General features: G+C 66.3%; 23 protein-coding genes. 19 read left to right on the top strand and 4 right to left on the bottom strand.

Annotation, left to right across the window (positions count from 1 at the left end; all coding sequences use genetic code 11):
- Window positions 1-108: 108 nt before the first annotated feature.
- The 6 genes from AB0P23_RS11265 (at window position 109) to glmM (ending at window position 3,848) form a co-directional block, all read left to right on the top strand.
- Window positions 109-447 carry a WXG100 family type VII secretion target gene (locus AB0P23_RS11265; protein ID WP_032365623.1) on the top strand — a complete coding sequence of 113 codons (339 nt, stop codon included), beginning with the start codon at window positions 109-111 and terminating at the stop codon, window positions 445-447.
- A gap of 64 nt (window positions 448-511) precedes the next feature.
- Window positions 512-793 (top strand): WXG100 family type VII secretion target, encoded by a 282-nt coding sequence (locus AB0P23_RS11260; RefSeq protein WP_032365622.1) that lies wholly within the window; start codon window positions 512-514, stop codon window positions 791-793.
- Between the two features lie 112 nt (window positions 794-905).
- Window positions 906-1,247, top strand: a complete 342-nt coding sequence (locus tag AB0P23_RS11255; protein ID WP_027496343.1) for a TraR/DksA C4-type zinc finger protein — start codon at window positions 906-908, stop codon at window positions 1,245-1,247.
- 183 nt (window positions 1,248-1,430) lie between these two features.
- On the top strand, window positions 1,431-1,874 hold the full coding sequence (gene rplM, locus AB0P23_RS11250) for a 50S ribosomal protein L13 (protein ID WP_027496344.1): 444 nt from the start codon (window positions 1,431-1,433) through the stop codon (window positions 1,872-1,874).
- Window positions 1,871-2,395, top strand: coding sequence for a 30S ribosomal protein S9 (rpsI, locus tag AB0P23_RS11245; RefSeq protein WP_027496345.1), 525 nt, complete (start codon window positions 1,871-1,873; stop codon window positions 2,393-2,395). Before rplM ends, rpsI begins: the two co-directional genes overlap by 4 nt.
- 106 nt (window positions 2,396-2,501) lie before the next feature.
- Entirely contained in the window at window positions 2,502-3,848 is a 1,347-nt protein-coding gene (gene glmM, locus AB0P23_RS11240; RefSeq protein WP_027496346.1) for a phosphoglucosamine mutase, read from the top strand.
- 21 nt (window positions 3,849-3,869) lie between these two features.
- Here glmM and AB0P23_RS11235 read toward each other — a convergent pair whose 3' ends face one another.
- Window positions 3,870-4,910 (bottom strand): LLM class F420-dependent oxidoreductase, encoded by a 1,041-nt coding sequence (locus AB0P23_RS11235; RefSeq protein ID WP_032371046.1) that lies wholly within the window; start codon window positions 4,908-4,910, stop codon window positions 3,870-3,872.
- A gap of 150 nt (window positions 4,911-5,060) precedes the next feature.
- On the opposite strand from AB0P23_RS11235, the gene AB0P23_RS11230 reads away from it, so the two are divergent.
- Together AB0P23_RS11230 and AB0P23_RS11225 are read left to right on the top strand one after the other, a co-directional pair.
- Window positions 5,061-5,366 (top strand): type VII secretion target, encoded by a 306-nt coding sequence (locus AB0P23_RS11230; RefSeq protein WP_027496348.1) that lies wholly within the window; start codon window positions 5,061-5,063, stop codon window positions 5,364-5,366.
- Window positions 5,363-7,264: a hypothetical protein gene (locus AB0P23_RS11225; RefSeq protein ID WP_283551074.1), complete on the top strand. Its 1,902-nt coding sequence runs from the start codon at window positions 5,363-5,365 to the stop codon at window positions 7,262-7,264. The genes AB0P23_RS11230 and AB0P23_RS11225 overlap by 4 nt, the downstream gene beginning before the upstream one ends.
- Before the next feature lie 283 nt (window positions 7,265-7,547).
- On the opposite strand, the gene AB0P23_RS11220 is transcribed toward AB0P23_RS11225, so the two are convergent.
- Window positions 7,548-8,408 carry a dienelactone hydrolase family protein gene (locus tag AB0P23_RS11220; RefSeq protein ID WP_032388212.1) on the bottom strand — a complete coding sequence of 287 codons (861 nt, stop codon included), beginning with the start codon at window positions 8,406-8,408 and terminating at the stop codon, window positions 7,548-7,550.
- Between the two features lie 99 nt (window positions 8,409-8,507).
- Between AB0P23_RS11220 and glmS the strand changes: the two genes are divergently transcribed.
- From glmS to tsaD, 8 genes are all read left to right on the top strand, one after another.
- Window positions 8,508-10,370: a glutamine--fructose-6-phosphate transaminase (isomerizing) gene (gene glmS / locus AB0P23_RS11215; protein ID WP_363797611.1), complete on the top strand. Its 1,863-nt coding sequence runs from the start codon at window positions 8,508-8,510 to the stop codon at window positions 10,368-10,370.
- A 52-nt stretch (window positions 10,371-10,422) separates the two neighbouring features.
- The gene (locus tag AB0P23_RS11210; RefSeq protein ID WP_363797609.1) at window positions 10,423-11,856 is read left to right on the top strand and encodes an NAD(P)H-hydrate dehydratase; all 1,434 of its coding nucleotides are present in this window, start codon (window positions 10,423-10,425) and stop codon (window positions 11,854-11,856) included.
- 95 nt (window positions 11,857-11,951) lie between these two features.
- Window positions 11,952-13,136 carry an alanine racemase gene (gene alr / locus AB0P23_RS11205; protein WP_363797607.1) on the top strand — a complete coding sequence of 395 codons (1,185 nt, stop codon included), beginning with the start codon at window positions 11,952-11,954 and terminating at the stop codon, window positions 13,134-13,136.
- 3 nt (window positions 13,137-13,139) lie between these two features.
- Window positions 13,140-14,153, top strand: a complete 1,014-nt coding sequence (locus AB0P23_RS11200; RefSeq protein ID WP_027496355.1) for an alpha/beta hydrolase — start codon at window positions 13,140-13,142, stop codon at window positions 14,151-14,153.
- A 49-nt stretch (window positions 14,154-14,202) separates the two neighbouring features.
- A complete protein-coding gene (gene tsaE / locus AB0P23_RS11195) occupies window positions 14,203-14,673 on the top strand; it encodes a tRNA (adenosine(37)-N6)-threonylcarbamoyltransferase complex ATPase subunit type 1 TsaE (protein ID WP_283348309.1) in 471 nt (156 codons plus the stop codon).
- Window positions 14,674-14,797: 124 nt separating this feature from the next.
- Window positions 14,798-15,472 carry a tRNA (adenosine(37)-N6)-threonylcarbamoyltransferase complex dimerization subunit type 1 TsaB gene (gene tsaB / locus AB0P23_RS11190; RefSeq protein ID WP_206498600.1) on the top strand — a complete coding sequence of 225 codons (675 nt, stop codon included), beginning with the start codon at window positions 14,798-14,800 and terminating at the stop codon, window positions 15,470-15,472.
- Window positions 15,469-15,957 carry a ribosomal protein S18-alanine N-acetyltransferase gene (rimI, locus tag AB0P23_RS11185; RefSeq protein ID WP_027496358.1) on the top strand — a complete coding sequence of 163 codons (489 nt, stop codon included), beginning with the start codon at window positions 15,469-15,471 and terminating at the stop codon, window positions 15,955-15,957. The genes tsaB and rimI overlap by 4 nt, the downstream gene beginning before the upstream one ends.
- Complete coding sequence (gene tsaD, locus AB0P23_RS11180; protein ID WP_283542213.1) at window positions 15,954-16,991, top strand: tRNA (adenosine(37)-N6)-threonylcarbamoyltransferase complex transferase subunit TsaD; 1,038 nt, start codon at window positions 15,954-15,956, stop codon at window positions 16,989-16,991. Before rimI ends, tsaD begins: the two co-directional genes overlap by 4 nt.
- On the opposite strand, the gene AB0P23_RS11175 is transcribed toward tsaD, so the two are convergent.
- Window positions 16,976-18,661: an Hsp70 family protein gene (locus tag AB0P23_RS11175; protein ID WP_363797605.1), complete on the bottom strand. Its 1,686-nt coding sequence runs from the start codon at window positions 18,659-18,661 to the stop codon at window positions 16,976-16,978. The two genes, tsaD and AB0P23_RS11175, sit on opposite strands and share 16 nt — an antisense overlap.
- 522 nt (window positions 18,662-19,183) lie before the next feature.
- On the opposite strand from AB0P23_RS11175, the gene groES reads away from it, so the two are divergent.
- Window positions 19,184-19,483 (top strand): co-chaperone GroES, encoded by a 300-nt coding sequence (gene groES / locus AB0P23_RS11170; RefSeq protein WP_008718149.1) that lies wholly within the window; start codon window positions 19,184-19,186, stop codon window positions 19,481-19,483.
- 98 nt (window positions 19,484-19,581) lie between these two features.
- On the top strand, window positions 19,582-21,195 hold the full coding sequence (groL, locus tag AB0P23_RS11165) for a chaperonin GroEL (RefSeq protein ID WP_027496360.1): 1,614 nt from the start codon (window positions 19,582-19,584) through the stop codon (window positions 21,193-21,195).
- A 79-nt stretch (window positions 21,196-21,274) separates the two neighbouring features.
- Here the strand turns inward: groL and AB0P23_RS11160 are convergent, their stop codons facing one another.
- Window positions 21,275-21,568, bottom strand: coding sequence for a WhiB family transcriptional regulator (locus AB0P23_RS11160; protein ID WP_027496361.1), 294 nt, complete (start codon window positions 21,566-21,568; stop codon window positions 21,275-21,277).
- Between the two features lie 686 nt (window positions 21,569-22,254).
- Here AB0P23_RS11160 and AB0P23_RS11155 point away from each other — a divergent pair.
- Window positions 22,255-23,097, top strand: coding sequence for a hypothetical protein (locus AB0P23_RS11155; protein WP_080733357.1), 843 nt, complete (start codon window positions 22,255-22,257; stop codon window positions 23,095-23,097).
- Window positions 23,098-23,137 lie beyond the last annotated feature (40 nt).

Genomic DNA, 23,137 nt, shown 5'->3' with positions numbered 1-23,137 from the left:
GGGCCGCACGCGGTCCCTCGGTCGAGCGTCATGTGCGCCGCGGGCGTACGTGGATACGAAAATCGAAGCAGAGGAGTCGAAGTGGGATATCCAGGGGGACCGGAATCTATGGGTTCGTCGAACGGCGTCACCGTCACACCGCAGGAGCTCGTTGCTGCCGGGGCGACGATCGAGGGCCTGAGCGTGTCGATCGATGCGTCGAACTCGGCCGTGCGTTCCATCGTCGAGCAGACCGCTGAGGCATGGGTGGGCAAGGCCGGCAAGTCGTTTCAGGATGTCATGTCGCAGTGGGACACCAGTGCCCAGAAGATGCGCAGCGCGCTCGAGCAGATCTCGGCGGACATCAAGACCAACGGCCACGGCTACTCCGATGCGGACGACGACAACGTGGCGGCTGTGAACCAGGTGGCGGGATCGCTCGGTTCGGGACTGACCACGTTCAACTGACGGCACGACCGGCCACCGAACGGCCGACCACACGACCGAGCTCTATCTAGGAGACTGATTCGACATGAAGTACGACTTCGCTCAAATCGCGGCGTTGACCGAGGCGATGAACAAGCAGGCGAACGTGACCAAAGACCTTCTCGCCGACGTGGACGGCACTGCGAAGAGACTTTACGAATCGTGGGAGGGCGACGCGATGACGTCCTACTACGAACTCCAGCGTCAGTGGAACTCCGCATCCGACGAGCTCAATCTCATTCTGTCGAGCCTCGTCGCGGCCGCCCGCACCGGCGGCGAGGCCATGCACGGGGTGGAGATGGCGAACAAGGCGCGCATGGCGCGCTGACCGTCGACCACGAGCGTCGTATGCCCCGATCGGCACTTGTCGGTCGGGGCATACGACTGTCGAGGGGGCGCGACACCTGGCGTGGGTTGCGGTGGCGGTGTGTACTGGACGGATGACGGATTTCGGGACGGCGATCGATGCCGAGCGTTCTCGCGCCGAACACCGCCTGCACTCCCTTCGCGACGAGCTCGCGTCGGTCATCGAAGGCAGCCGGTGGACCACCGACGACGACGAACACGACCCGGAGGGTTCCACCATCGCCTTCGAGCGTGCCAAGATCGCAGCCCTGATCTCCGACACCGAGTCCGAGATGCGCGAGCTCGACGCCGCGTCCACGCGGTGGGATCTCGGGACGTACGGCACGTGCGAGCGGTGCGGAGAGTCGATACCGGCGATCAGGCTCGAGGCATTGCCTGCGGCCCGCCGCTGTGTGCGGTGCGTTCGCCTGTCCTGAGCCGGTCTTCCGCGTCGGAGGCGTTTTGACCTGGGTGCCGGCTCCCGGTATCGTTCCCCGTTGGCGTGTATGGGCTCGCCGCATTTTTCGATGCGCAGAGCTCTTGTCCTCGGGTCTCAACTGGCCGCCGAGGGCATCCACACGTCTTGGCCAGCAGCGACATCATGAAGACAGGAATTTTCTGTGTCTACTTACGCCCCGAAGGCCGGGGACACCACCCGGACGTGGCATGTGATCGACGCCACGGACGTCGTGCTCGGACGCCTCGCCGTCCAGGCCGCGACACTGCTCCGCGGTAAGCACAAGCCCACCTACGCACCCAACGTCGACGGTGGCGACTTCGTCGTCATCATCAACGCCGAGAAAGTTGCCATCAGTGGCAACAAGCTCGATGGCAAGTTCCACCACCACCACTCCGGCCATCCGGGCGGTCTGAAGTCGCGCTCGACGCGTCAGGTGCTCGAGAACAACCCCGACCGTCTCGTGGAGAAGGCCGTTGTCGGCATGATCCCGAAGAACAAGCTCGGAAATGCCATCGCGAGCAAGCTGAAGGTCTACGCGGGACCGAACCACCCGCATGCCGCTCAGCAGCCCGTTCCGTTCGAGATCAAGCAGGTGTCCCAGTGACGGCGCCGGAGGGAAATGACGTGACGTCGCAGGAGAACATCGAAGAGATCGCCGCCGACGAGTTCGTGGCAGTGGAAGATCCCGAGGTGGCCACGGAAATCGAAGCTGCTGCAGCTCCGGCCCCCATCGTGTTCGATCGCCCGATCCAGACCGTCGGCCGCCGCAAGGAAGCCGTCGCTCGTGTTCGGTTGTCCTCGGGCACCGGTGGATTCAAGCTCAACGGCCGCACCCTCGAGGATTACTTCCCGAACAAGGTGCACCAGCAGCTGATCAAGGCTCCTCTGGTGCTGGTCGACCGCGCGGAGTCCTTCGACATCGTGGCACTGCTGCACGGTGGCGGACCGTCGGGACAGGCAGGCGCGCTGCGTCTGGCCATCTCGCGTGCGCTGATCGAGCTCACCCCGGACGATCGCCCGGCTCTCAAGGCCGCCGGCTACCTCACGCGTGACGCGCGTGCGGTCGAGCGCAAGAAGTACGGCCTGAAGAAGGCCCGTAAGGCGTCGCAGTACTCCAAGCGCTGACGCGTCTTACCCGTTCCATCCTCGAGGGCAGGCTCCAGCAAGATCGGATGCCTGCCCTCGAGGCATTTTCCGACGATGTTCTCTCTGTTCGAAGGGGTCTTCATTCATGGCGCGATTGTTCGGCACCGACGGAGTGAGGGGACTCGCAGGCGGGGTCCTGACGGCAGAGCTCGCCATGACCATCGCCCGGGCTGCCGCCGCCGTGCTGGCACCGGATGTCGACGGTGGTCGACGGACAGCGGTCGTCGGCCGTGACCCCAGAATCAGCGGTTCGATGCTCGGTGCCGCAGTGTCGGCCGGGCTCACTGCCTCGGGTGTCGACGTGATCGACGTGGGCGTGCTGCCGACCCCCGCGGTCGCCTACCTCACCGGCGAATACGGCGCGGCGCTGGGCGTGATGATCTCCGCCTCGCACAATGCGATGCCCGACAACGGAATCAAAATTTTCGCCGCAGGCGGGCACAAGCTCGACGACGACATGGAAGATCGCATCGAGGCGTTGCTCGGGGTGGACGGCCGCACCGAGAAGCCGGTCGATGTGACCGGCGCTGCCATCGGTCGCATCGACGTCGCTCCCGACGCTGCCGAGCTCTATGCCGGGCACCTCGTCGCACCGCTCTCGCACCGACTCGACGGTGTCACCGTCGTGGTGGATTGCTCGCACGGTGCAGCCTCGACGGTCGGACCGGAGATCTACCGCCGGGCCGGTGCGACGGTCGTGGCGATCAACGCCGAGCCCGACGGGCTGAACATCAACGACGGGTGTGGTTCGACGCACCTGGAAGGGCTGCAGAAGGCTGTCGTCGAGCACGGGGCCGACCTCGGGATCGCGCACGACGGCGACGCCGACCGCTGCCTCGCGGTCGATGCCTCCGGTGCGGTGGTGGACGGGGACGCGATCATGGCTGTGCTGGCCATCGCGATGAGTGAGAACGGCACGCTGACCGACAACACGTTGGTCGCCACCGTCATGAGCAACCTCGGGCTCCACATCGCGATGCGCGAAGCGGGAATCACGTTGCGTACCACCGCGGTCGGTGATCGATACGTCCTCGAGGAGTTGCGCCGCGGAGGGTACGCACTCGGTGGTGAGCAGAGCGGACACGTCGTACTCCCTGCGATCGGGACGACCGGCGACGGGATCGCGACCGCACTGCGTGTGATGGAGCGGATGGCCCGGACCGGACGCACCCTGGCGGATCTGGCGTCGCCGATGCGCACGCTGCCCCAGGTGTTGATCAACGTACGTGTCTCGGACAAAGCTGCGGTGGCGTCGGCGCCGTCGGTGTCGGACGCCGTGGCCGTCGCCGAGCTCGAGCTCGGCCAATCGGGGCGAGTTCTGTTGCGTCCCAGCGGGACCGAACAGCTCGTGCGAGTGATGGTGGAAGCGTCGGAACTCGACGTCGCGACCCGGCTCGCCGAGGAGTTGGCGGGCCGGGTCGCGGCGGTCTGATCGTCAGGCAGTGTCCGATCGTCAGGCGGTGAGTGCTCGCAAGGCGGTGAGCTGCGCGACGCGTCCTGCGGTGTCCTCGGCCAACGGTGCGACGTTGAGTGTCGTCACGCCGGCTTCGGCGAAGGCTGCCACGCGCTCCTTGACGTAGCTCTCCGGTCCGATGAGATTCACCGAACGCGCGAGCTCGTCCGGAACCGCCGCTGCTGCTTCCTCTTTCTTGCCGGCGAGGTACAGGTCCTGAATCTTCTCGGCCTCGGCTTCGTAGCCGTAGCGCTGAGCAAGGGAGTTGTAGAAGTTCTTACCCTTGGCCCCCATGCCGCCGATGTAGAGCGCCAGGTGCGGCTTGACCCAGGGGAGGTACTTGTCGGCGTCCTCGCCGATGGCCAGGGTGGGACTGGCGAACACCTCGAGTTCGCCGAGTGACGGATCGCGTTTGGCCTTGCCTGCGGCCAGCGATTCGCCCCACACGTCGGCTGCCTTCTCCGGGAAGTAGAAGATGGGCTGCCAGCCCTCTGCGATCTCTGCGGTGAGCTCGACGTTCTTCGGTCCGAGAGCGGCGATGACGACCGGAATGCGTTCGCGCACAGGGTGATTGATCAGCTTCAGTGGCTTGCCCAAGCCGGTTCCCTTGTCCGCCGGCAACGGGATCTGGTAGTGCTTGCCCTGATACTGCACTTTTTCTCGACGCCACACCTGGCGGCAGATCTCGATGACCTCACGGGTTCTGGCGATGGGTGCGTCGTACTTGACGCCGTGGAAACCCTCGACGACCTGTGGCCCGGATGCGCCGAGTCCGAGAACGAAGCGCCCGTCGGAAACGTAGTCGAGGCCGGCGGCCGTCATGGCCGTCAGCGACGGCGTTCTCGTGTAGATCTGGAAGATGCCCGACGCGATCTTGATCGTGCTCGTCTTGGCCGCAAGGAACCCGAGTTGACTGACGGCGTCGAAAGAATAGGCCTCGGGCACGAAGATGATGTCGAGGCCCGCCTTCTCGAGTTCGGCTACCTCGGCAACGGTCTCGGTGAAACCACCGCTGTAGTTCAGCATCGTTCCGATGTGCATGGGACTCCTCGTTCTCGAGTAGCTGGTGGAGCTGCTCGGTTGTCTGTTACCGACGTTTCGTATCGGGACGTTACCGCTCGCCGGGGAACCGATGGGAGTCGGCGCACGTCATAGAGGGAAAGGGGCACTTCGAGCGGGAACGGGCGGGCGATGAGCGACGGATTCTGGGTGGACGCGGTCCGCGTGCGCGAGGTGGCGAACTCGATGACGGCGTCGGCGGAGGCCCTGGGCACGGCGGCCGATTCGATCGCATCACCGGGATTCGGTACCGCCGCCGCAGGACGGAACTACGGAGACCTGGGCGCGGCCTATCTCGACGCCCACTCCGGGCTCGGGCGAGCCGTCGGGGTGTGGCGATCGTCGGTCGACGACATCGCGGATGCCCTCGTCGCCGCGATGAGCGCGTACGAAATACAGGACGACGCCGGTGCCCACGCGATCGACTCGTTGCGGTGACTGTTTCTTCCACCTCGCCCGCCGAGGCAGCATCGGTCGACGAGATTCTCGACGCCAATGCCGTCGGGCTGCTGTACTTCGAGCGTTTCCTGCCGTTGGCCGAGCGCGTGCCCGGCAGCGAAGTCCCGCGCTACGACGAGGTGTGTGCATGGTACGACGAGCAGCGCGGCCTCAACCTGGATGCTTTGACGTCCGACGCAGATGCGGTCGGGGCGATGGCTGCGGCGCTGAGCGAACAATTGGACGAGCAGGCGCAGCTTCTGATCGTTCTCCGACTGCGGTGGCACGGTGACGCCGGTGAGACGGCGCAGCAGTACGTGGGCACCGAGCAGGAGAGAGCAGGAGTGCTTCTCGACTCGGTCGAGGATGCGCTGCAAACGATGTACGCGGCTGTGGACGTACTGCGTGAGGCTGTGACCGACAAGGCCGAGCTCGTCGGAAGCCTCGATACCGACGCCGTGGAAGGACACGATCCCGACCGAACCGATGCGCTTCTGCTGGCCTCGGGCATCGAGTGCGTCCCGGTCGACCGGGCAACCGTGTTCGCCCGCCTGGCACCGGCGTTTCCGGAATGGGCCGAGCGATTCGCGCGAGCAGACGTATCGGACGAGTTCGCGGCCGAGGTCGCCGACCGGTCTCGAGAATGGATCGAGGGCGAGTTCGTGCCACATGTGCAACGCACGTGTGCCGCAATGTCGTCTGCCTGCACGGCCACGGACACGGCCGTTCGAGAGTGCTTGGCCCTGGTGGTGAAGGTCATCGAGGAAGTCGTCCACCCCGTGTTCGACGAGCTCGACGAGCGCAGCTGGGTGCCGCTGGTTGTTTCCGAGCACTCGAGCGAGCGGTCGTCGCCCGAGAACTCCCCAGCGGCGGTCACGGCCGGAGCCGGGGGAGATGCAGCCGTCACCGGACCCACATCGACAGCCCAACCTCCGTCCGAGGTGCTGGCCTCGGCTCAACCGGCACCTGCTCCGGATACACGTGCCACCGGTCCCAAAGCGTGGGGCGAAACCGAGAACGACAATGGTCGCGAAGACAGTCGGGTCGATGCAGTCGCCGGACTCGTCGACGGCATTGTGGACGGCATTGTGGACGACATCGTGGACCGGGTTGTCGAGGCGCTCGGTGACACGACCGGCGACGGGAGTGTCAGTGACGAGACCGATGCCGACCCCACCGCAGAATCCGGCCCCACCGCAGAACCCGACCCCGCCTCAGAACCCGACCCCACCGCAGAACCCAATCCGACTGCAACGCTCGATGATCCGCCCGCTTCGATCCCGTCGCCGGAATTCGGTGATGCATCGAAGGTCGTCGGCGAGCGCGGCCATCTCGAGGCCGAACTCGACGGCCATCGTGCCCGTATCGCGCTCGAACACGATGGGGCCGTATCGCTTCGACTCGAGACACCGGGCCTCGGGGTGCGCACGTTCGAGTTGCGCGTTGGTCCCTTCGGGTTGCCGGAGATCGTCGAAGTTCCCGGGACCGTCGACCCGAGCGGTGTCGGGGTGTCGAACCGGTCTTCGGCGACCGTGGAACCGCCGGAGCCCGCCGCGGGGGATCGAACCACACCCGATGCAGAACCCGAGATCGAACCGGCACCTCCTTCTGCCGAGTCCGGCGCTCCCGAGCCGAACACAGCGACCTCACCGCCGGTGGATGTCGCACCGGCCGACGAGCCGCAGGTGGGTAGTGAACCGACGGACTTGCAGCCCGCATCGACCGCGGACACTCCGGAGGTATGCGTTCCTGAAACTTCGGGCGAGGAGCGCTCCGTCCGGCAGGGCTCGAACGAGACTCATGAGGTACCTGCAGCTCCCGTGGCCCCTCCGGTCACCGAACCTCAGCCCAGCTCGGCGGGGTCCGGCGCGGGCTTGAGCGAGGCGGGTGCACTGTGAATTCGGACCCCGCGTGGCGTCGTGAACTGCACCGTATTCGCGACGCGCATCGGTCGGCGATGGCGGATGCCGCCGAACGGCTACGAAATCCAAGAGAACCGGCGAGAACCGATGTGGGGCAGGGGGTTTCGGACCCGTTGAGCGGAAGCGACACTCGGTCGGCAGCGGGCTCGGTTTTGCGCCCGGCTCACCTGGATCGGCGGCACGGCGCACCACACGTCGAACCGGACCCCGACGAGCAACCCCGATCGTGGCTGGTGTGACGACGCCGAACCCGGAAGGGTCAGCCGCGTCCCAGTAGAGCCTTGATCGAGGCGGTCGCCTTTGGCTTGGGCTGCTCGGTCAGCGGCGCGTGAGGATCGACAGCACGGGTGCCGGCGATGTCGCCGTTCGTTCCGGCCAATTCCTCGTAGTCGGAGTCGCCGGTCAGGTGGTAGAGCAGAAATGCGGTCAGTGCAGCGCGGGTGCGTTGCTGGGTCTTGCGGTCGGAGCTGTTGACTCCCAGTGCGCGGAGCATTCGCCGGCCTTCGACGAATCCGTCTGCCGTCGAGCCGTCGATCCGTCGGAGGACGGACGGTCCGTGCCAGGCCTGGGCGAGAGCCAGTGAATTGTCGTTGAGCGAATCTGCGTTCGAGCTGTCGCCGACGACCAGTCCGGGCACGTCGAGGCCTGCGGCGGCGTCCTCGGACGACGGTGCCGTCGGTGCCGGAAACAGGGCGGCGACCGCTTTGACATCCGGTCGTCGGGAGGCAGCGAGTACGGCGGTCCCGGCGCCCATCGCGTGACCGACTGTGGCCAGATTCTCGGGATGCACGCTGATGTTGCCCGAGCCCAGGCGAACGCCGGTCATGATGTCGAGCACAGTGCCCAGGTCGGTGGCGAGTCCGCGGTGCGAGGGCACGAGGCCACGCTCGGTGTCGGGTGCTGCCACGACGAACCCCCACGACGCCAGGTGCTTCAGGGTGTCGGTGTAACTGCCGGGGCGGAGCATCCAACCGTGCGCGAACGCCACACCGGGCAGGCCGAAGCCCTCGGCCGGGGTGTAGACGACGCCAGGTTGCCCGGCCAGGGCCAGGTTCCCTCTGAGTACCTTGTGCGGGCCACGCTTGGAGAGAGCAGATGCCAGCTTCTTCGGTTTCGCCACGAGAGATGACGCTACCGAATGTGCTCGGGTATGGGGACGCCGGACACGGCGACCTGAGCGAATGGGTCGTGCGCGTCGTGCCGAGTACCCTGATGCACCATGTGCGGAATCGTTGGATATGTCGGCCACCGCCCAGCTTTGGGTGTGGTGGTCGAGGCGCTTCGGCGTATGGAATATCGGGGCTACGACTCCGCAGGAATCGCGATACTGGACGGCGCGGGCTCTACCGCGGTGGAGCGCAAGGCCGGGCGTCTGGCAAACCTCGAGGCCGAACTGGACGACATCGGCACCGATACGTTCGTCGGGACCACCGGCATGGGACACACGCGGTGGGCGACCCACGGGCGTCCGACCGACCGCAACGCTCACCCACATCGCGCCGCGTCCGGAACGGTGGCGGTGGTGCACAACGGCATCATCGAGAACTTCGGTCCGCTGCGTGCCGAACTCGAAACGGCGGGTGTGGAGTTCCTGTCCGACACCGATACCGAGGTCGCTGTCCACCTCGTCGCTCGGGCATACGCGGACGGGCCTACTGCGGGCGATTTCGTGGCCAGTGCGAAGGCAGTGCTGCGTCGCCTCGAGGGTGCGTTCACGCTGGTCTTCACTCATTCCGATCACGCGGACACGATCGTCGCCGCGCGTAGGTCGACCCCTCTGGTGCTCGGAGTCGGCGACGGCGAGATGTTCCTCGGGTCCGATGTCGCTGCGTTCATCGAGCACACGCGCGACGCCGTCGAACTCGGGCAGGACCAGGTCGTCGTCATCACGGCCGATGGCTACGACATCAGCGATTTCGACGGCAACGAGGCGCAGGGGCGTCCGTTCCGGATCGATTGGGACCTCGCGGCCGCCGAGAAGGGCGGCCACGACTACTTCATGCTCAAGGAAATCCAGGAGCAGCCCGCCGCCGTGGCCGACACGTTGCTCGGCCACTTCGACAACGGCCGGATCGTGCTCGACGAGCAGCGTCTTTCCGATCAGGAACTGCGTGACGTCGACAAGGTGTTCGTCGTCGCTTGTGGCAGTGCCTACCATTCGGGTCTGCTCGCCAAGTACGCCATCGAGCACTGGACCCGGCTGCCGGTGGAAGTGGAACTGGCCAGCGAGTTCCGCTATCGCGACCCGGTACTGGATCGGTCGACCCTGGTCGTGGCCATCTCGCAGTCCGGCGAGACCGCCGACACCCTCGAAGCAGTGCGGCACGCCAAGGACCAGAAGGCGCGCGTTCTTGCGGTGTGCAACACCAACGGCTCGCAGATTCCCCGCGAGGCCGACGCAGTTCTGTACACGCGTGCAGGTCCGGAGATCGGCGTCGCGTCGACCAAGGCGTTTCTCGCCCAGGTGACCGCGAACTACCTCGTCGGCTTGGCTCTCGCTCAGGCGCGCGGCACCAAGTACCCGGACGAGGTGGCGCGCGAGTTCGCCGAACTCGAAGCGATGCCGGAGTTGGTGCAGCGGGTGCTCGAGACGGTCGAGCCGGTGCGTGCGCTCGCGCGCGAGCTGTCGACGTCGTCGACCATCCTGTTCCTCGGTCGACACGTCGGTTACCCCGTCGCACTCGAAGGCGCGCTCAAGCTCAAGGAGCTCGCCTACATGCACGCGGAGGGATTCGCCGCCGGTGAGCTCAAGCACGGTCCGATCGCGCTGATCGAGGACGGCGTTCCGGTCATCATCGTCATGCCGTCGCCCAAGGGCCGTGCGGTGCTGCACTCGAAGATGCTCAGCAACATCCGCGAGATCCAGGCCCGCGGCGCTCGGACGGTCGTCATCGCGGAGGAGGGCGACGAAGCGGTCCGGCCTTTCGCGGACAGCCTCATCGAGATCCCGGCGGCGTCGACACTGCTGCAGCCGTTGCTCTCGACGATTCCGCTGCAGGTCTTCGCAGCCGAGGTTGCTCAGGCACGCGGCTACGACGTGGACAAGCCGCGAAATCTGGCCAAGTCCGTCACGGTCGAGTAGAAGGACCGGCGGGGCTCGACACACACGACGGCACGAGCGGGAGGACCTCGGCATGCGCGGCTACTACACACCCGAGCAGATCAGGAACGCCGAGGCTCCGCTGCTGCAATCGTTGCCCGACGGCACGTTGATGCGCCGCGCTGCGTACGGCTTGGCCTCGGTGGTGGCGCGCGAGCTCTTCTCGCGAACCGGCGGCGTCGCGGGGCGACGAGTACTGATACTGGTCGGATCGGGAGACAACGGCGGAGACGGCCTGTGGTCAGGTGCGTTCCTGCGCAGGCGCGGCGTCGCGGTGTCCGCGCTGCTGCTCGATCCGGACCGTGTGCACACCGAAGGTCTTGCGGCCCTGCGAGCCTCGGGGGGACGGGTCGTCACGGAGCCGGACGATCCGGACCTCGTCATCGACGCCATCGTCGGGATATCAGGGAAGGGTCCGCTACGTCCCCACGCTGCCGGGATGGTCGACCGGATCACCGCGCCCATCGTCTCCGTGGACATCCCCAGTGGCGTCGATGCAGAAACCGGTGAGGTGTCGGGACCGGCGGTGACCGCCGATGTCACCGTCACGTTCGGCGCTCGCAAACCGGTGCACGTGTTGGCCGTACCTCGTTGTGGCCGAATCGACGTGATCGACATCGGGCTGACCCTGCCGTCGCCCGAGATCGAGTCCTTCGAACCGGCCGACGTAGGCCGAATCTGGCCGATTCCCACCGCGTCGGACGACAAGTACTCGCAGGGAGTCGTCGGCGTGTTGGCCGGCAGTGCCACGTATCCCGGGGCTGCGTTGCTGTGTGTCGGCGCAGCCGTCGCCGCCACGTCCGGGATGGTTCGGTACGTGGGAAGTGCCGGCGCAGAAGTGGTCTCGCACCACCCGGAGGTCGTCGTCGCACCGGATCTGGATGCAGCGGGGAGGGTGCAGTCGTGGGTCGTCGGCCCCGGCTTCGGCACGGACGACTCCTCGGCGGACATCGTGCGTCGAGTTCTCGAATCGAATCTGCCGGTGGTCGTCGACGCCGATGCATTGACGATCCTCGCGGACAACGAGCAGTGGGTCGTCGATCGCACTGCACCGACGCTGTTGACCCCGCACGCCGGGGAGTTCGCCCGCCTGACCGGATCGGAACCCGGTCCCGACCGCGTAGCGGCCGTACGAGGCCTCGCCGCTCGGTGGGGCGTCACCGTGCTGCTGAAGGGCCGCGCGACGGTCGTCGCCGACTCGGACGGCACCGCGTTCGTCAGTGACGCGGGCGGATCCGCCGCGTCCACCGCCGGATCCGGGGACGTGCTGTCCGGCGTCCTCGGTGCCCTACTCGCAACCGGAATGGCACCGTCGACCGCGGCCGCGTGCGGAGCCAAGGTGCACGCACTGGCCGCAGCCCATGCCGCGCACGGAGCCGATGGCGAATTCGCCGCCCCGATCTCGGCGACACCGTTGTCGAACAGCCTGCGAGAAGCCATCCGGACGGTCCGCTCGGTCGCTGTCTGAGCTGCACCGGGCTCGCCGGCCGATCTGCCGGTGTGTCCATGAGTTGTGCCACCTGATCCGTGGTGTGTGCGGCAGGGATGGCACTATCGAATGTTGTGACTATCGGTAACGGCGACGTGGAGACCGATCCGCGGACGGATTCGGGTGCTCTGGCAACCGTCGATCTCGATGCCGTGGCCCACAATGTCCGGGTTCTGCAGGAATTCGCAGGCGACGCCGCCGTGATGGCCGTCCTGAAATCCGACGCCTACAACCATGGGGCAGCCCCCGTGGCACACGCTGCCGTCGCGGCCGGCGTGCACGAATTCGGGGTCACGACGATCGGCGAGGCCCTGGAACTGCGCGCAGCCGGAGTCACCGTGCCGGTGCTGGCGTGGCTGCACCGTGCCGATTCGGACTTCGGTGCTGCGATCGCCGAGGACATCGGAGTCGGGGTGTCCACGGCCGGCCAGCTGAACTCGGTCATCGCCGCAGCCAGGCGGACCGGTCTCACTGCCGACCTCTCGCTCAAGATCGATACCGGCCTCAATCGCAACGGCGTTGCGCGGGCGGACCTCGACGTCGTCCTGGATGCCACCGCGTCCGCCGTCGCCGAGGGGTCCGTGCGATTGACGGGGATGTTCTCGCATCTCGCCTGTGCAGACGAACCGAATCACCCGGCCAACGACGCCCAGGCAGAGCGGCTCCGCGACGCTGTTGCCCGCGCCGGCCGGCGCGGTATCTCGCCGGCCGTCGTGCACCTGTCCAACTCGGCGGCAACGCTGACCAGGCCGGACCTCGGTTTCGACATGGTGCGTCCGGGTATTGCGCTGTACGGCCTGTCGCCGGTGCCCGATATGGGAGATTTCGGCTTGCGTCCGGTCATGACATTGTCCGCGCAGGTGGCCCACATCAAGAAGGTGAACCGAGGTGAATCGGTGTCGTACGGATACACCTGGACAGCTCCGACCGACACCGTGGTCGCACTGGTGGCGCTGGGTTATGCCGACGGGGTCGTACGCCGACTCAGCGGTCGTTTCGAGGTGACCATCGACGGTCGTCGCTACCCGTCGGTGGGGCGCGTGTGCATGGACCAATTCGTCGTCGATCTCGGCGGCGACAGCTCGGGTGTCGCCATCGGCGACGAGGCGATACTGTTCGGGCCGGGGGACAGCGGAGAGCCGCACGCTCAGGATTGGGCGGATGCGCTCGACACCATCGGCTACGAGGTCGTCACCGGCGTTCGTGGACGTGTTCGACGTCGTTTCGTCGGCACGCGCTCAGGGGAGGCGACGAAGTAGGCCATGCTGGGATTGCTGGAGAGTCTTGCGATAGTGGTGCGGGAGACGGCGTTTCGATCCAACAAGGATCCGCTGGCGACCGAGAATCTCGACCTGATGGACGCCGATCGAGGCAGTATCGTCACGGCGGACGACGGTGTTCCGCTGGCGGTCCGTGAGGTGGGGCCGGCGGATGCACAACTGACCGTCGTGTTCGTGCACGGATACTGCCTGCGCATGTCGTCGTGGCATTTCCAACGACGTGCGCTCGAACAGCAGTGGGGTTCGAGCGTGCGCATGGTGTTCTACGACCAGCGCGGTCACGGCCGCTCCGGGGTGCCCAGTGCAAGCAGTTGCACCATCGGTCAGCTCGGCCTCGACCTCGACGCGGTCATCCGTTCGGTCGTGCCCAAGGGACGCATCGTTCTGGTCGGGCACTCGATGGGCGGCATGTCGATTCTCTCCATGGCGCGACAGCGGTCGTCCGTCGTCCGGCAGCGAGTGATCGGTGCCGTGCTGATCTCCACTACGGCTGCCGGCCTCGCACAGACGGGAGTCGGCCGCAGCCTGCAGAATCCGGCAGTCGATGCTTTTCGACTGGCTGTACGCACGTCACCCGGCCTGGTGCAATTCGGGCGAGGAGCGGTGCGCGCCATCATTTCACCGGTGCTGCGCGCGGCCTCGTACGGAACGCGGGTGTCTCCTCGGCTGGTGGCATTCTCGCAGTCGATGATCGACGACACCTCCGTTGTCACCATCGTGAATTTTCTCGAGACCCTCGAACTGCACGACGAGTCGGCGGCTCTGGCGGAATTCGAGAACATTCCGGTGTCGGTGGTGTGCGGCGACGAGGACTGGATCATTCCCTTCGCAAGTTCGGAGGCACTCACCGACGCTCTGCCGAAATCGGAGATGGTGCGGGTGCGTCAAGGTGGGCACCTGGTGCAGTTGGAGTTCCCCGAACAGGTCAACGGTGCGATCCTTCGCCTGGTGGCGCGAGCATCGGAGCCCAAGAAGAAGCGGTGGGGCGTTGTCTGATTCCGAGAGTCCACCGAACTCCCGGCTCGACCTGCCCGTCGAGGCCGAACTGGCGACGGCGACGGACACGGCCGAGTTCGGTGTTCGGCTCGCGGACATTCTGGTCGCCGGCGATCTCGTCGTACTCGACGGTCCGCTCGGTGCAGGGAAGACCGCGATGACCAAGGGGATCGCGGCGGGTCTCGGGGTGCACGGTCGCGTCACCTCACCGACGTTCGTCATCGCCCGCGAGCATCGACCAGGCGTGCGCCCCAACGGTTTACCGCCTGTCGCCCTCGTGCACGTCGACGCCTACCGTCTGGGTATGACGGGGCAGTCCGCGTTCGACGAGCTGGACGCGTTGGACCTCGATACCGATCTCGAGCACGCCGTCGTCGTCGTCGAGTGGGGCGAGGGCGTGGTGGAGACCCTGACGGATCAGCATGTCTCCGTGCGCTTGTCACGCGATCCGGAATCGGACGTCCGAAGGGTGAGTGCTCGACGGGTGAATGGCGATGCGCTCGGCCGCCCACCCGAGTGAGCACCGAAACCCGGCGCGCCCGTAACGACACTCGACGAAGCGTGCGATGCGGGTATCCCGGGTTCGTGGTGCCGCGGCTACGGGAGTGCTGGGTGCGGCCACCGGGCGGGTAGCCTTGATCCTCGTGCTCGTACTTGCCGTGGACACCTCGACCCCTGCCGTCACCGCAGGTGTGGTGCGGTTGTCCGACTCCGCTGCCGACGGGGCCGATGTCACCACCGTCGCCACCCGCATCAAGGTCGACGCGCGATCGCACGCCGAGGTTCTGACTCCCCACATCCTCGAGTGCCTGGCCGAGGCCGGCATCGTGGCTACCGATCTGGCGGCCGTCGTCGTGGGAGTGGGCCCCGGTCCGTACACCGGCCTGCGGGTGGGGATGGCGACCGCGGCCGCATTCGGTGATGCGCTCGGACTGCCGGTCCACGGTGTCTGCAGTCTCGACGCGATCGCGGCGGACGTCGACGAATCCGGTTCGCTGTTGGTGGTCACGGACGCACGTCGTCGTGAAATCTATTGGGCACGTTACGAAGCCGGGGTTCGGGTAGCGGGCCCCGACGTGATCGCTCCGGCGGAACTGGAGCACGGAGGTGTCGACGCTGTTGCCGGTTCCGCGTCGCATGCCGCACTGTTCGGGTTGCCGGTGCGTGACGTGCAGGCCCCGTCCCCGGCAGGTCTGGTCCGGGTGGCTGCCACCGACATCGGCAGCGGGACTGTACCGGGACCGCTCGTTCCGCTCTATCTGCGGCGCCCGGACGCGAAGACACTCGCCGAACGGGCTGCGGAGAAGGCCGCGCGATGACGGTGACGATCGAACCGATGACGGTGCACGACTGCGCACGATGCGCGTATCTCGAGACGGTGCTCTTCGAGGGTGACGACCCGTGGTCGGCAGACGCATTCGTGGCGGAACTGGCTGCGCCGCACAATCATTACGTCACGGCGAAGGAGGCCGGCGAGATCGTCGGTTACGCGGGAATCTCTCTGCTGGGGCAACCGAGCCGCGGCGCATTCGTCGCCGGTGAGGCCGAGGTGCACACCATCGGTGTCGATCCCGCGCACCATCGCCGGGGGATCGGCGGACGACTGTTGAGCGAATTGCTGCGCGTCGCCGACGATCACGGTGGGCCGGTGTTTCTCGAGGTGCGCACAGACAACGACCCGGCCATCGAGTTGTACCGACGTGAGGGCTTCGAGATCGTGGGTACCAGGGCGAAGTACTACCAGCCCAGCGGAGCCGATGCGTTCACCATGCGTCGGCCGGAGAAGACGGAGGCTGCCCGATGATCGTCATGGGTATCGAAAGCTCCTGCGACGAGACAGGAGTCGGCATCGTCCGCTGGCGCGACTCGGGTGTGTGCGAGTTGCTGGCCGACGAGGTGGCATCCAGTGTCGACGAGCACGCCCGGTACGGCGGAGTGGTACCCGAGGTGGCGTCGAGGGCCCACCTCGAGGCCATGGTTCCGACGATGCGCCGCGCTCTCGCCGCCGCCGACATCGATCGTCCCGACGCGGTCGCAGTGACCATCGGACCAGGCCTGGCCGGCGCCTTACTGGTCGGAGTTGCCGCTGCCAAGGCCTACGCAGCGGCATGGGACGTCCCCTTCTACGCCGTCAATCATCTGGGCGGCCACGTCGCGGTCGACACCCTCGAGCACGGTCCGATGCCGTCGTGCGTGGCACTTCTGGTCTCCGGCGGACATACTCATCTGTTGCACGTCGACGATCTGTCCAAGCCCATCGCGGAGCTGGGTACCACTGTCGACGACGCGGCCGGTGAGGCGTTCGACAAGGTGGCCCGCCTGCTCGGTCTGGGCTACCCGGGCGGTCCGGCGCTCGACGATGCGGCGCGCGAAGGCGATCCGACTGCGATTGCTTTTCCCCGCGGAATGACCGGCCCACGGGACGCTCGCTACGACTTCTCGTTCTCGGGGGTCAAGACGGCCGTCGCCCGCTTCGTCGAGGCACGTCAGCGGGCCGGAGATCCGATTCCGGTCGCCGACATCGCGGCGTCGTTCCAGGAGTCCGTTGCGGATGTGTTGACGATGAAGGCGGTACGCGCGGCGACCGACGTGAACGTCGACACCCTCGTTCTCGGTGGAGGTGCAACGGCCAACTCGCGGATTCGCTCGTTGATCGAATCACGGTGCGCGCAACAGGGTTTGACGCTGCGAATTCCGAAGCCGCGGCTGTGTACCGACAACGGTGTCATGATTGCCGCCCTCGGTGCTCACCTGGTTGCCGGGGGCGCGGCACCGTCGGCTCTGACAGCGGTGACGGACCCCGGCCTGTCGGTCGCGACCAGTCAGGTTCCCGGCTGAGCGTCCTGAGGGGGCTCGGAGGTTCGCGGCGCTGCCGTGTCCGGTGACGTCCGGGGCTCGACGCTCTGACCGGATACAGCAGGTGGTGGTGACCAGACCGTCGGCGGAGCGGTCAATTCCGGAGTGGAATCCGAGCCACGGACGACCGTCGTGGGAACGGTGATCGATCCGGTCGGGACTTCCGAGCTTTCCGGAACCGACCCTGCCGAGGGTCGAGGTGTCGGTCCTGGGCTGAGCTCGATCGGGCCGGACGGCGTGGTGGGTTCGGAGGTCTCACCCGGGGCCGGGGTCGGCTCGACAGGCGAGCTGGTGGTCGGCGCGGGCGTCGTCGTGGGCTCGGGCGAGACCGGCGTCGACGGCTCGACGGTGACGCTGGTGCCCGCGTCGGGCGACGACGACTCCGGTGCCGGATCCATGGGCCAGTCGATCCGCGGGAGGTCGGGAGCAGGTCGCAACGTCGGCGTGGTGGTCGGTGCGGAGGACGCGGGGAGTCGGGACGTCGGACGCGAGGAATCGGCTGTGGTCGCTGCGGGGCCGATAGGGTCAGCCGAGTAACGGGTCGAAGTCGGCGTATCGCTCGGCGAGTAGCCCTCGGCTGCGGGTCGTCCTGCGTCCCCGGCTGCGACGGGTTCGGTGGCGCTACCGGCAGGGGACACGCTGGGGTCGTCTGCCGGGGTCATCGTCTGCAGCCCGTAGGCGAGGACCAGCCCGCCTGCGACGACGGCCGCCGCGATCGCACCCGAGTAGCGACCCATCCGGCCCGCAGTCCGGCGTGCGGCCGAGACCAGGGGGTAATCGTTGTCGGTCACCGATGCGGCGACGACGGCCGCGCCCACAGCCAGCACGGCATCCGGCTCGGGGAGACGAACGATGCGTGCATGGAACGTGTCGGTCAGAGACGTGGCCAGCAGCGGGATGTGGGCACCGCCGCCGATCAGCACGATGGCCTCGGGTTCGTGGGTGCTTTCGTCGAACACGCTGCGCACGAACTGCGCTGCCTCGTCGAAGAGGGGCGATGCAGCGGTCTCGAATGCAGCGCGGCTCACGGTAAGCGGTACACCGCTGTATCGCTCGATGCGTGCTTCGTTCTCGTGTGAGAGCAGTTCTTTGATCGCCCGGTACCGCGCCGATCCGATTCCGCGGTCGTCGCGAATGTCGTCTCGCAGATTGTCGAGCGTCATGTTCTGAACGAGGTCCTTGACCAGTGCGTCGAGAACGACGCCGCCGATGGCCTCGGATCGGCCGTAGGACAGAACGACACCGTCGGTACGGCGGGCCACGGTCACCGACAGTCCACTGGCTCCCAGGTCCACCAGGGCGATGGTGTCGTACCCGTCGACCAGACCGGTGGTGGCCAAATGTGCCGACGCGGCGGCGGCTTCCGGAACGAGCCGAACGTCTCGCGTGGTGTGCGCGAGTGCAGCGCGGATGCGCGCCGCGTGTTCTTCGGTTCGGAAGGTGACTGCGATGGAATCGGGCTGCCGGTCGCCTGGAACGAGGGACGCCATCAGCTCGACCGCGGACGTCACGAGATCAACGACATCGATCTTCGCCTGGCGATCCGCCGAGACGGTGCGGTATTCGACTGCATGGCTGCCGTCGGATTCGACGGTGACCAGGGCTGCGCACACGCCCTCGGATCCGGTGGATACACCGACTCCTACCCGCATGGTGTACCTCCGCCCCGTTGTCCGTGTGTGGGAACCGTTCGGTTCCGCCGATGTGGTGCAGTGCCTCTTGTCTGTCGAGTCGTGGCACGGCTGTCGATCGTTATCGTTCGGACAGCTCCGTTATCGTAACGTTACCGATCCCGTTGCGCGACCGTAATAATCTGCTCGGTCGGTTACTTCGCAGGCTCGGGTGCGGCCTCACCTGCACCTTCGGCAGTGTCGCGGCGTCGAGAAAAAAAGTGCGGAAATCCCCGTGTCGCGTGCCGAGGCGACCGGTGCGGGTCGGGTGGAAGTGCGATCCGGCCGAGTCGGTCGCCCGAACGCAAGCCTGGCGAACCCAGCCCTTGAGTGCTGGCACTCTCGTGTATAGAGTGCTAGTTGGCACCGAGCGAAGTCCCGGCACCCGCGACGACGGGACCGAGTTTCGTGCCGAGTTTGTCAGGACCGCACGAGAAGTACTTACACACAGCTGTCCGGGGATCCGACCCCGGACGCGTACCCCATAACTTTGGAGGGCTCAACGTGGCGAGCGTGAAAATCAAGCCGCTCGAGGACAAGATCCTCGTCCAGGCCAACGAGGCCGAGACGACGACCGCCTCCGGTCTGGTCATCCCCGACACAGCCAAGGAGAAGCCCCAGGAGGGCACCGTCGTCGCCGTTGGCGAAGGCCGTGTCACCGAGAAGGGCAACCGAATCCCGGTCGACGTCAAAGAAGGTGACACCGTCATCTACAGCAAGTACGGCGGCACCGAGATCAAGTACGCCGGCGAGGAGTACCTGATTCTGTCGGCACGCGACGTGCTGGCAGTCATCGCCAAGTAGGCCACAACGCATCCCGCCCCGGAATCCGATTTCAGTGTCGGTCCCGGGGCGGAGTGCGTTCGATCGAGTTTCTTTACTCGAAGGAGTAACACCGAAACATGGCAAAGCAAATCCAATTCAACGAGGAAGCACGCCGCTCTCTCGAGCGCGGCGTCGACAAGCTCGCCGACGCAGTCAAGGTCACTCTCGGACCGCGTGGTCGCCACGTCGTCCTCTCCAAGGCCTTCGGTGGCCCCACGGTCACCAACGACGGTGTGTCGATCGCTCGTGAAATCGACCTGGAAGATCCGTTCGAGAACCTCGGTGCCCAGTTGGTCAAGAGCGTCGCCACCAAGACGAACGACGTCGCAGGCGACGGCACCACCACGGCGACCGTTCTCGCACAGGCTCTCGTCCGCGGCGGACTGAAGAACATCGCCGCCGGAGCCAACCCCATCGCGCTGGGCACCGGCATCTCCAAGGCAGCGGACAAGGTTGCCGAGGCACTGCTCGCCGCCGCCACCCCGGTCGAGGGCAAGCAGGCCATCGCTCAGGTTGCGACCGTGTCCTCGCGGGACCCCGAGATCGGCGAACTCGTCGGTGAGGCGCTCACTCGCGTCGGTGCAGACGGCGTAGTCACCGTCGAGGAGTCCTCGACTCTGCTCACCGAGCTGTCGGTCACCGAGGGCGTCCAGTTCGACAAGGGCTACCTCTCGCCGTACTTCGTCACCGACGTCGACACGCAGGAAGCTGTGCTCGAGGACGCCTACGTCCTGCTGTACCGCGAGAAGATCACCTCGCTTCCCGACTTCCTTCCGCTGTTGGAGAAGGTTGCCGAGAGCGGCAAGCCGTTGCTGATCATCGCCGAGGACACCGAGGGTGAGGTTCTGTCGACTCTGGTCGTGAACTCCATCCGCAAGACGATCAAGGCCGTTGCCGTCAAGGCTCCGTTCTTCGGCGACCGTCGCAAGGCGTTCCTCGACGACCTCGCAGTCGTCACCGCAGGCCAGGTCATCACTGCAGATGTCGGCCTGAGCCTGAAGGAAGCCGGCCTCGAGCTGCTCGGCCGGGCGCGTCGCGTCGTCGTCACCAAGGACGAGACGACAATCGTCGACGGCGCCGGCTCGCAGGACGACATCGATGCCCGCGTCGGCCAGCTTCGTCGCGAGATCGAGAACACCGACTCCGAGTGGGATCGTGAAAAGCTCGAAGAGCGGCTCGCGAAGCTCTCCGGCGGCATCGCCGTCATCAAGGTCGGTGCCGCAACCGAGACCGAGCTCAAGGAACGCAAGTTCCGCGTCGACGATGCAGTTGCAGCGGCCAAGGCTGCAGTGGAAGAAGGCATCGTTCCCGGCGGTGGCTCCGCTCTGACTCAGGCCGCGTTGTCGCTGGCCGACGATCTCGGCCTCACCGGTGACGAAGCCACCGGCGTCGCAGTGGTGCGCACTGCACTGAACGCACCGCTGTTCTGGATCGCCACCAACGCCGGCATCGACGGTTCCGTCGTCGTCAGCAAGGTGGCCGAGTTGCCGAAGGGCCACGGTTTCAACGCTGCGACCCTGACGTACGGCGACCTGCTTGCCGACGGTGTGGTGGATCCGGTGAAGGTGACCCGATCTGCCGTGGTCAACGCCGCATCCGTCGCGCGCATGATCCTGACGACGGAGAGCTCCATCGTCGAGAAGCCCGAAGAAGAATCCGAGGCCGCAACCGGCCACGGACACGCTCACTGATTTTCGGGTAGTACGACGAAACCCCCAACCCGAACGGGTTGGGGGTTTCGTCGTGTGTGCAGCTGTGAATGTCGTGTGCTCAGACCGCGATGCGACGGCGGTTGTGCCGGGCGTGCAATTCGCGCTCCGTCTCGGACATCCCTCCCCAGATGCCGTACGGCTCGCTGACGTTGAGTGCGTGGGTGCGGCACTGAGCGAGTACCGGACAGCTGCGGCACATCTCTTTGGCGCGCATCTCTCGCTGTGCTCGCGCCCGACCCCGCTCGCCGTCGGGGTGGAAGAACATGGACGAGTCGACGCCACGGCACAAGCCGTGCATCTGCCAATCCCAAATATCGGCGTTCGGCCCAGGGAGGTGATTCGGCTGCGGCATGGAAACTCCTAGGGTGGTGTGGCTTCGACGGATTCGTGATCCGAACAGCGACAACGTTATGTGGGTCGACGAAATCGAGTCAATAGAGCTCGATCGTGGGCAAATGCATAGCGGGAGGGCGAAGAATTAACACGCTCGATATTTACTTCGAGCCGCTCTCATGTGTGCGCCTCCGGTTGAGAAATCGGCCGAGTCGGGAGACGATGCTCATGGCACGACGCGGCGCAGGATCGACGGTGACGTGTCGGCGCGAGCCGGTGCCGCTCCGAATTTCACCGCGCGTTTCTCGAAGACCTGCAGCTCGAAGGTGTTGTCGCAGAGCGTCGAGCGGTGGCGGGCCGGGTTCGGCGTCGCTGCACGAGCGGCCGAGCGGATCGAGCGAGGAGTCGGTCGTTGTTGCCGAACGATTCCGATCGGCGGTGTCGAATGTGCCCGACGCATTCTTCTCCGACTCCGATAAACGACCCGCCGTTTAACCCATTCGCCACACAGCGTTCAGACAACTGTTTCCGAAACAACACCTATTCACATTGTTAATTCTGTGAAAACTGCAGCGGCGTCCTGAAAGGTCGTCGTGAATGCGACAGCCGTCCGGCGCGACATTCGCATTCGTGCGTTGCGTGTCCGTCGTTCTCGGTCGGCCGACTCGCGTGCCTGCAGTCCGTCCGTGGCCATACCCTGACGTCGTGCACAGTGTTTCGAAGTCCTCGCGCGTCACCGGAGAGCCCGATTGCATCGGGCTCTCGCTGAAAAAGGCGGCGTTCGGAGCAGACCCCGGTCGAACCGACCTACCGGCGGCTACCGATGCGCGGCAGAGTTGGTGCCGCGGCGTCGCACTGGCCGGCCAGGGTCGGTACAACGCTGCCCGGGTCGAGCTCCGGCGGTTCCGGCCGACGTCGCAGGCGCTCGAGTCCCTGTACGAGTCGACCAGGGCGTCATGGCTACGCCAGGTCGGTCGGCACCGGCTCGCCCGCGGGTTCGACGGGAGGGCGGTGTTCCTGATCGGGCTCACCGGCGAGGCGCGAACGACGGACGCGGTGGAGGCGCGCAGTGATGCGCTGGTCGGACTGGCGGCGGATGCACTGGGGACCGGCCGATTCGGGTTCGCGGATGCGTTCCTGGCGCGCAACGCAGAGCTGCTCTCGGTGCGTGGCGGGTCGGATCTGTGGCGTCCGGCGCTGCGCGCGCACTGGGTGGCAGCCGAGCTGGCAATGATGCGTGGGGACGGCTCGGGAGCGCTCCGACACGCCGAGTCTGCTCGCGCACTTGCCGACGACACCGATTCGTTACGGCATCGCATCAAAACCGATCTGGTGATGGCCGCTGCCCTGAGCTGCGCCGGTGCGACCGAGCGCGCACGTGCAGGAGCCGTCGACGTGGCCTGCGCTGCGGCGATGCACGGTTTACTGCCCCTGCGCTGGGCCGCGACGATGCTGTGCGAAGGAACCGGGGGAGCGGATCCGAACATGGTTCCGGCGCGCGACCTGGGAGCCGCACTCGAACGACTGGGTGGATCCGCGGTCGGTTGACCTGGACCGTAGCCGCACACGGACCGAGCGGTTCGATTGT

This window comes from Rhodococcus sp. NPDC077669 (assembly GCF_040686915.1).
GTDB classification, from domain to species: Bacteria; Actinomycetota; Actinomycetes; order Mycobacteriales; family Mycobacteriaceae; genus Rhodococcoides; species Rhodococcoides fascians.
The sequence above is the reverse complement of the archived record's forward strand: the minus strand, read 5'-3'. Positions and strand labels throughout refer to the sequence as shown.

Bases quoted from the DNA above. Each gene is read 5' to 3' on its own strand.
- tsaD (WP_283542213.1), top strand. From the start codon at position 15,954: ATGATCGTCATGGGTATCGAAAGCTCCTGCGACGAGACAGGAGTCGGC.
- AB0P23_RS11175 (WP_363797605.1), bottom strand. From the start codon at position 18,661: ATGCGGGTAGGAGTCGGTGTATCCACCGGATCCGAGGGCGTGTGCGCA.
- rimI (WP_027496358.1), top strand. From the start codon at position 15,469: ATGACGGTGACGATCGAACCGATGACGGTGCACGACTGCGCACGATGC.
- AB0P23_RS11230 (WP_027496348.1), top strand. From the start codon at position 5,061: ATGAGCGACGGATTCTGGGTGGACGCGGTCCGCGTGCGCGAGGTGGCG.
- AB0P23_RS11265 (WP_032365623.1), top strand. From the start codon at position 109: ATGGGTTCGTCGAACGGCGTCACCGTCACACCGCAGGAGCTCGTTGCT.
- glmM (WP_027496346.1), top strand. From the start codon at position 2,502: ATGGCGCGATTGTTCGGCACCGACGGAGTGAGGGGACTCGCAGGCGGG.
- AB0P23_RS11210 (WP_363797609.1), top strand. From the start codon at position 10,423: ATGCGCGGCTACTACACACCCGAGCAGATCAGGAACGCCGAGGCTCCG.
- groL (WP_027496360.1), top strand. From the start codon at position 19,582: ATGGCAAAGCAAATCCAATTCAACGAGGAAGCACGCCGCTCTCTCGAG.
- AB0P23_RS11235 (WP_032371046.1), bottom strand. From the start codon at position 4,910: ATGCACATCGGAACGATGCTGAACTACAGCGGTGGTTTCACCGAGACC.
- glmS (WP_363797611.1), top strand. From the start codon at position 8,508: ATGTGCGGAATCGTTGGATATGTCGGCCACCGCCCAGCTTTGGGTGTG.
- AB0P23_RS11260 (WP_032365622.1), top strand. From the start codon at position 512: ATGAAGTACGACTTCGCTCAAATCGCGGCGTTGACCGAGGCGATGAAC.
- AB0P23_RS11255 (WP_027496343.1), top strand. From the start codon at position 906: ATGACGGATTTCGGGACGGCGATCGATGCCGAGCGTTCTCGCGCCGAA.
- AB0P23_RS11160 (WP_027496361.1), bottom strand. From the start codon at position 21,568: ATGCCGCAGCCGAATCACCTCCCTGGGCCGAACGCCGATATTTGGGAT.
- AB0P23_RS11200 (WP_027496355.1), top strand. From the start codon at position 13,140: ATGCTGGGATTGCTGGAGAGTCTTGCGATAGTGGTGCGGGAGACGGCG.